Here is a 430-nt window from a genome sequence, read left to right on the forward strand (position 1 = left end):
ATGCACTTACTGTAGATATTTCTCTCAAGAAATTAGACGAAGCTAAAGAAATGGGTGCCATGGCTTTATTCGGTGAAAAATACGGAGAAACGGTTCGTGTTGTAAAAGTAGGAGATTACAGCTTAGAGCTTTGTGGAGGCTGTCACGTTCGCAACACAGCTGAAATTGGTTTGTTTAAGTTAGTTTCGGAATCAGGAATTGGTGCAGGGGTACGCCGTATTGAGGCAGTTACCGGCAAGGGTGCCTATGAGCATATGAATGGACAAATTCAATTGTTAAAGGATGTTGCAGCGAACTTAAAAGTGAAACGAGTTCAAGATGTTCCTGCTAGGCTAGAAGCAACACAACAACAAATTCGTGATTTACAACGAGAAAATGAATCATTAACAGCAAAATTGGGTAATATGGAAGCTGGGAATCTCGTTAATGA

Annotated in this window: 1 pseudogene; it reads left to right on the top strand. The window is 40.5% G+C overall.

Annotated elements, in window-relative coordinates:
* Positions 1 to 430: pseudogene (alaS, locus tag KH400_RS21305) on the top strand (alanine--tRNA ligase); the annotation flags it as partial.

Origin of the sequence: Desertibacillus haloalkaliphilus (genome assembly GCF_019039105.1) — a bacterium.
In the GTDB taxonomy this organism is placed as follows: Bacteria; Bacillota; Bacilli; order Bacillales; family KJ1-10-99; genus Desertibacillus; species Desertibacillus haloalkaliphilus.